Raw genomic sequence first — 7,072 nt, 5'->3', positions numbered from 1 at the left:
GCCTTCCCGCCTTCCCGCCTTCCCGCCTTCCCGCCTTCCCGCCGTCCCGCCTTCCCGCCTTCCCGCCTTCCCGCCTTCCCGCCTTCCCGCCTTCCCGCCTTCCCGCCTTCCCGCCTTCCCGCCTTCGATCCGTGTGCCCGCCGATCCGCGCCGTAAAGCCCACATCCCCAAGGCCCGACCCAAAAAACCACACCGCGAAATAAATTAATTAGTTAGCCAACTAATGAAATAGGCCTACTTATCGACTCTGTCACTTTCGCTGTCTCATTCCGTCGAGCCACCCTCTACCGCCCCGCCATCGCCTGTGTCATGACGATGTCCATGACAATGCTGTATCCGTCCCGCGAACCCCGCCCGCTTGGTCAGAGCGGCCTCTCCGTTTTTCCCATCGCCTGGGGCATGTGGCGCTTTGCCGACGACGATGTCACACAGGCGCAGCAGCGGGTCGAATCCGCGCTGGACGCGGGCATCACCCTGCTCGACACGGCGGACATCTATGGCTGCGACACGCCGGGCGGCTTCGGTTCGGCCGAAACGCTGCTGGGCCGCGTTCTGGCGCAGGCGCCCGCGCTACGCGACCGCATGATCCTCGCGACAAAAGGCGGCATCCGTCCCGGCATCCCCTATAACAGCGGCGCGCCCTATCTGGCCGATGCCATCGACGCCTCGCTCGCCCGGCTCCAGACGGAGCGGATCGACCTGTATCAGATTCACCGCCGCGATTTCCTCACCCACCCGCAGGAAGTCGCCGCCGCGCTCACCAAAATGGTGGAGGCGGGGAAGGTCCGCGCCATCGGCGTGTCCAATTACGGCATCCACGAACTGGATGCGCTGCAACGCTTCCTCGACCTGCCGATCGTCAGCACCCAGCCGGAATTTTCCGCGCTCCACACCGCCCCGCTGTATGACGGAACGCTCGATCAGGCGATGGCGCGCGACTTGGCGGTGCTGGCATGGTCGCCGCTGGGTGGCGGCCGTCTGGCCAAGCCGCTGCACCCCGCCGCGATCCTGATGGGCGAACAGGCCGCGCTCTATGATGTGGACGCCACCGCCGCCGCGCTGTCATGGATCATGGTGCATCCGGCCCGCCCCATCCCCATCGTCGGCAGCCAGTCCCCCGCCCGCATCGCCCGCAGCGTGGACGCGCTCAAGGTCGGCTGGACCCGCGAACAATGGTATGCCGTGCTGGAAGCATCGCTGGGCGAACGGCTCCCTTGATTGGGTGGGGCCTGATTGCGTCAAGGCGACTGGACCAGGCCCCACCCCGAGATGCCCTGATCCAGCCAGCCCTCGTCCACCGACGGCGGACAAGGGCCGGCCCGCCGGTTACCTGATCCGGATGACACCCACGCCGCGTTCGATGGCGATCTGCGTGCCATAGGGCTGCGACAGCCTCTGCAACCGTTCCAGAATGCGCGCGCCGGTCGCCGCATCCGCCATGTGCGGCACGCCCTTGCCCGCGCCCTGTGCGTTGACGCCCAGGTCGATCGGGTGCAGCCGGATTTCGGCCAGCCTGCCGTCCCTGAACCGGCTGACCGCGATCACCGTTTCATACAGGTTGGGGTCGCCGAACGTCTTGGCCCCGCGCGCCTGAAGCAGTTCGGGCGGCGTCACCGTGCCCGGCGCGATGCCGAACTGGTCGTACATATCGGCGGGCAGGTCATCGAGCGAATTATTCATCATCGCGAAGTTGCCCAGCGAATAGAAGATCGGCTTGCCCTTGTAGATTTCGATGCCGCGCAACTGGTGCGGCCCATGGCCGACATAGACGTCCGCGCCCGCATCGATCGCCTGATGCGCCAGCGGCTGGGCGAAATTGGCGACGATCTGGCTGGCATTGCCCGGTTCGTGATTATGCAGCGAAAAGACGACGAAATTGCCGTTCTGCTTGGCCTGCCGAATGGCCAGCAGGTTCGCGTTCACATCCTTCTGGTTCAGGTCATATTCGATCTTCATCGGGCTGACCGGGGTGGCGGTGGCGCGGAACGCGCGCCCCTTGATCTTCACCGCATCGCCTGCCTTGGTCCCGGTGATCCGCGCCAGGGTGGCAAGGTCTGCGTCCGACACCAGCCCGATTTCGCTATTGCGGATGGTGTTCGCCCCGCCGCGTCCCGGCACCTTGCCCAGCGGGTCGGACGCGGGCGACATCGGCGTGAAGCTGGTCGTCGCGGATACCAGACCCACCCGGCCCAGCGGCGCGTCCAGATATTCGGGCGAACGCGCCGCCGTCATGCTACTGCCGGTCCCGGCATGGATCAGATGCGCGGCGTCCAGCAGGTCCAGCGTCTCCGCCATGCCCTCCACGCCCCAGTCGGTGGTATGGTTGTTGGCATGGCCGACAATGTCGAAGCCCATTTTCGCGATGTCGCCGGGCACCCCCGGATCGGCCAGCATCCATGTGCCGCCCGATTCGGCCTGCGGCGATCCCTTGAAGGTGTTGAGGTCCAGCGCCGTCGTCTCGAAATTGCCGAAGGTCACGTCCGCCCTGCGCAGGATGCGCAGCATGTCGGGCGACTGCTTCTCGATCGTCGCCAGCATCGGGCGCAGGTAGATAAGGTCGCCCACCGCGGCAAAGCTGAAATCGCCCGCGATCGGCGTGCTGGGCACCTGCGTCGTTTCCAGCTTGCCCTCTTCCGCCGCGCGGGCGATCGGGCTGGCCGACAACAGGATCGCGGTCCCGGCGCACAGCAGGCTGCGCAACGCGCGACGATGGAAAATGGCAGGCATGAAGATGGTCCCCCGGATCGATGCTGATGCGACAGGCTTAACCCGGACGACTGACATGAACCTGTCACATGCGCCCTTATCCCTGCGGCAGCCGGAACCGCACCAGCACGCACAGCCCCTGTCCCGTCCGTCCGTCGCGCAATTCGATCCGCGCGCCCAGCCGGTCGGCCAGCGCCCGCGCGATCGGCATGCCCAGCCCGGTGCCGGGCGCGCCCGACCGACTGTTGATGCGATAGAAGCGCTCCCACACCTTGTCCCGCTGGTCGGCGGGGATGCCGGGACCGTTATCGTCGATTTCGACCACCGCGTCCTGATCGTCCATCCACAGGCTGACCGCCACCGCCCCGTCCGCCCGGTTGTACCGGATGGCATTGTCCAGCAGATTGCCCAGCAGTTCCCCCGCCAGTGCGGGCTGGCCCAGCGCCATCACCGGCCCGTCCATGCGATTGTCATATCCGATGTCCATCGCCACCGGCGCCTGTCCCGCCCGGTCGGCGGTGACGCTGGCGGCCAGTTCCGCCAGATCGAACGGCCGCATCTGCATGTCGCCCTGATCCTCGCTGCGCGCCAGCGCGATCAGCTGCTTCAGCAACTGTTCCAATGTGCCGATGGCATGGGGAATATCGGTCAGCGCCGCCCGGCCCTGCGGCGACGTCGGCCCATAACGGTCCAGCACGTCCAGCTGCACCCGCGCCACCGCCAGCGGGGTGCGCATCTGGTGCGATGCGTCGGACGTAAAGTGGCGCAGCGAATTGCTCGCCCGCTCCAGCCGCGCCATCAACCCGTTGAACGCGGCGATGAACGGCCGGATTTCCGCCGGGTTCGCCTCAGACGCTTCCAGCCGGAAGGCAGGTGACGCGTCCTGCTGCGCCGTCTCTACCTGCTGCGTCAGGTCGATGAGCGGCCTCAACCCCCACCGGATCGCCCACCAGAACAGCAGGCCCGTCACCAGCAGCACCGCCAACCCGACCATCAGCACCCGTCCCATGAACTGCCGCTCATAGGCCATGCGATCGTCGACATAATCGGCGATCTGGATGACGATCAGCGCCTGCTCGCCCACCGGCCGCCGCACCTCCGTCGCGATCCGCACCGGTTTTCCGTGCAACGTCCCGTCGCGCAGATAGGCCGCCTGCGTCACATCGCGCGCATCGATGGCGTTCAGGTAGCCGCGGATCGTCGGATTGGCGCGATAGGCATTGACGAACGTCACCGGTGGATGGCGATCCGTCACCCCATCCCATGTCATGCTATAATCGGACGGCGGCGTCAGGTCGGGATCCCCGGCCAGCAGATCCCTGCCCCGATAGACGCTGAAATGCACCACCGGCCGCGCCCGCCGCCGCAACAGATGCACCGCCAGCGGCAACAGCGTTTCCCGCTCCGGCGACCGGCTGTTATAGACCAGGCTCAGCGTCCTGACCGATCCGGCCAGCACGCGATCGACCGTGTCGGCCTCCGTATCATGGGTCACCCATGCGGTGATGATCCCGAACAGCAGGACAAGCGCGGCCAGCGGCATCATCACCGCGCCGGTCAGCCGCAGCCGCAACGAAGGGGGCAGGTTCCGCATCATCACGCTGTTAGCAGATAAAAAGTTATGCCGCCTCGATCATATAGCCCAGCCCCCGCACGGTGCGGATGGCGGGACCGGACGGCTGCAATTTGCGACGCAGGCGGCCGACATAGACTTCCAGCGCATTGGGCGTCACGGCATCGTCGAAATTGAAGATTTCGGCCGACAGCCTTTCCTTGGCGATCACCTTGCCCGGCCGCCCCATCAGCGTTTCCAGCACCGCCAGTTCGCGGCGGCGCAGGTCCAGCATCTTGTCGTCCAGATAGACGGTCCGGCTCGACCGGTCGAACATCAGCGCGCCGATCCGCAAAGTCGGGTCCAGCTGCCCCTGACTGCGCCGCACCAGCGCCCGGATGCGCGATTCCAGTTCGCGCGGATCGAAGGGCTTGGCCATGTAATCGTCGGCCCCGCGATCCAGACCGTTGATCCGGTCGTCCATCATGTCGCGCGCCGTCAGGATCAGGATCGGTGTCGCCGCGCCGCGCGCGCGCAGCTGGCTCAACACGTCCAGCCCGTCCATATCGGGCAGGCCAAGGTCCAGGATGATCGCGCAATAGGGTTCCTGATCGGCCAGGTTCAGCGCCTCTTCGCCGCTGGTCAATATGTCGACGGCGAAACCGGCAGCCTCCAGCGACGCGACCATGCCGCGGGCCAGCCGCTCATCATCTTCCACCAGCAACAGACGCATCTTCAAACCTTTATCCTGCGGGGCGACCACCCAAGGATCGACATTTAATTGCGACAACCCGTCCGCACGGAATCGCAAATGCGAAGTACGGCGCCGCCAATCTTGCCGTTGATTACACGACCGGCCCTTCCGGGTCCATTATGTCAGGTTGGTGACAGCGACTCCGGTTAGGACACGAACAGAATTACGAATGGCGGGATCGAAATCCACAGCCTTCGGGTCGCAAAAAATGCAGCGCACATAAGCGCTTCGCAAAAATCCAATGGGGAATCGGAACTATGACGACGGGTCGCTCCGCGTTCGCGGGGGTAATATTCTGCATGGCTGTTTCGCTGTCAGGCGGTGCCATGGCGCAGAATGAAGCACGGGTCGATTCCGCGTCGATGGCACGGCTCGACGCCCTGTTCGCCAAATGGAACAGCAAGACCGCGCCCGGCTGTTCGGTCGCCGTGTCGCGCAATGGTCGGGCGATCGCGACCCGCGCCTATGGCATGGCCGATCTGGAAAAGGCGGTCCCCGCCACCCCCGACAGCATCTATGAAGCCGGTTCGGATTCCAAGCAGTTCACCGCCGCCGCCATCCTGATGCTGGCCCGCGAAGGCAAGCTGTCGCTGGACGACGACATCCGCAAATATCTGCCCGAAATGCCCGTCTATGCGACGCCGGTCACCATCGGCCACATGCTGCACCACACCAGCGGCCTGCGCGACTGGGGCAGCGTCGCCGCGATCGAGGGCTGGCCGCGCAACAGCCGCACCGCGTCCAACGACGATGTCCTCGCCATCGCGTCGCGCCAGAGCGAGCTGAATTTCGCCCCCGGCGCGCACTATCTCTACAGCAACAGCAATTATAACCTCGCCGCGATCATCGTCGCCCGCGTGTCCGGCCAGTCGCTCGCCGATTTCACCGCCGACCGCATCTTCAAGCCGCTGGGCATGACCCACACCAGCTGGCGCGACGATCATGGCGAAGTGGTGGCGGGCCGCACCGGCGCCTATGATTTTCAGGACGGCCTCTACCGCAATGATCAGGTGATCGAGGACGCCTATGGCAATGGCGGCCTGCTGACCACCGTGGGCGACCTTGTGAAGTGGCAGGCCGCGCTCGACAGCGATTTCTTCGGCGCAGGCTTCACCGCGCAGATGCAGACACCCACGAAGCTGAACGACGGCACGCCGATCGCCTATGCGCTGGCGCTGGTCAACCTCGACCATCATGGTCAGCAGGAAGTCAGCCATTCGGGTTCCACCGGCGGCTATCGCGCATGGATGGCGCGCTATCCCAAACAGAAGCTCGCCGTGTCCCTGCTGTGCAACACCGGCAATGCCGACACGCCGGTGCTGGGCCGCGACGTCGCCGACATCTTCCTGCCCGCCTATAGCGAAAAGCCCTACACCCCCAGGGGGCCGCTGCCCGTCGGCCTCTATGCCGACAGCATGAACGGCTTTGCGGTCACCTTCGACGCCGACGAACAGGGCCGCCTGCGCGCCGACGGCAAGCTGCTGACCCCGGTCGGCCCCGGCCGCTGGGCACAGCGGGAAGACATCTTTGCCTTCGGCAAGACCGGCCTCATCCGCGAAAACCGCGAAGGCGAAAAAATCCCCTATCGCAAGGTGGAGCAGGTCACCGTCTTCGACGCCAAACCCTATCTCGGCAAGTTCTGCGCGGTGGATGCCGATGCCTGCCTGACCTTCCGTCAGGATGGCGCAGCGCTCGTCTATGACGGCCCGCGCTGGTCGAACCAGTCGCTCAAGCCCGCTTATGCCGATGTGTTCAGCGGCAAGGCGATGCCCGATTCCTCGCCCGCCACGGTCAAGTTCCAGCGTGACGCCAGCGGGGCAATCAACGCCATGCGCTTTGGCGAAGGCCGCGCCTACGACCTGCTGTTCCGCCGGGCGGATTGATCCTTTTCCAAACAGAGCCGCCGGGAAGCGGCCCGATATCTACGAAAAACAAAAGGGGACTGAGCATGACGAATTTCAAGGCCGCATCGCGGCACCTGTTGATGGGCGGCAGCGCCATCCTGATCGCATCGGCGGGGCATGGCGCGGCGATGGCGCAGGCGGATGTCCCGGCCGACG

At 65.4% G+C, this 7,072-nt stretch carries 5 protein-coding genes; 2 read left to right on the top strand and 3 right to left on the bottom strand.

Features of this window, described 5'->3' with window-relative positions:
* The first annotated feature begins 321 nt into the window (after nt 1–321).
* Nucleotides 322–1,218 carry an aldo/keto reductase gene (locus tag ACOJSJ_RS17815; protein ID WP_420146294.1) on the top strand — a complete coding sequence of 299 codons (897 nt, stop codon included), beginning with the start codon at nt 322–324 and terminating at the stop codon, nt 1,216–1,218.
* A 108-nt stretch (nt 1,219–1,326) separates the two neighbouring features.
* Here the strand turns inward: ACOJSJ_RS17815 and ACOJSJ_RS17810 are convergent, their stop codons facing one another.
* The 3 genes from ACOJSJ_RS17810 to ACOJSJ_RS17800 form a co-directional block, all read right to left on the bottom strand.
* Entirely contained in the window at nt 1,327–2,727 is a 1,401-nt protein-coding gene (locus tag ACOJSJ_RS17810) for a CapA family protein (protein WP_420146293.1), read from the bottom strand.
* 76 nt (nt 2,728–2,803) lie between these two features.
* Nucleotides 2,804–4,303, bottom strand: a complete 1,500-nt coding sequence (locus tag ACOJSJ_RS17805) for an ATP-binding protein (protein WP_420146292.1) — start codon at nt 4,301–4,303, stop codon at nt 2,804–2,806.
* A 22-nt stretch (nt 4,304–4,325) separates the two neighbouring features.
* Nucleotides 4,326–4,991: a response regulator gene (locus tag ACOJSJ_RS17800; protein ID WP_420146295.1), complete on the bottom strand. Its 666-nt coding sequence runs from the start codon at nt 4,989–4,991 to the stop codon at nt 4,326–4,328.
* A gap of 320 nt (nt 4,992–5,311) precedes the next feature.
* Here ACOJSJ_RS17800 and ACOJSJ_RS17795 point away from each other — a divergent pair, with 320 nt between their 5' ends.
* Nucleotides 5,312–6,895 carry a serine hydrolase domain-containing protein gene (locus ACOJSJ_RS17795; protein WP_420146291.1) on the top strand — a complete coding sequence of 528 codons (1,584 nt, stop codon included), beginning with the start codon at nt 5,312–5,314 and terminating at the stop codon, nt 6,893–6,895.
* The last annotated feature ends 177 nt before the right edge of the window (nt 6,896–7,072 follow it).

The organism is Sphingobium sp. (assembly GCF_048594625.1).
Classification (GTDB): domain Bacteria; phylum Pseudomonadota; class Alphaproteobacteria; order Sphingomonadales; family Sphingomonadaceae; genus Sphingobium.
The sequence above is the reverse complement of the archived record's forward strand: the minus strand, read 5'-3'. Positions and strand labels throughout refer to the sequence as shown.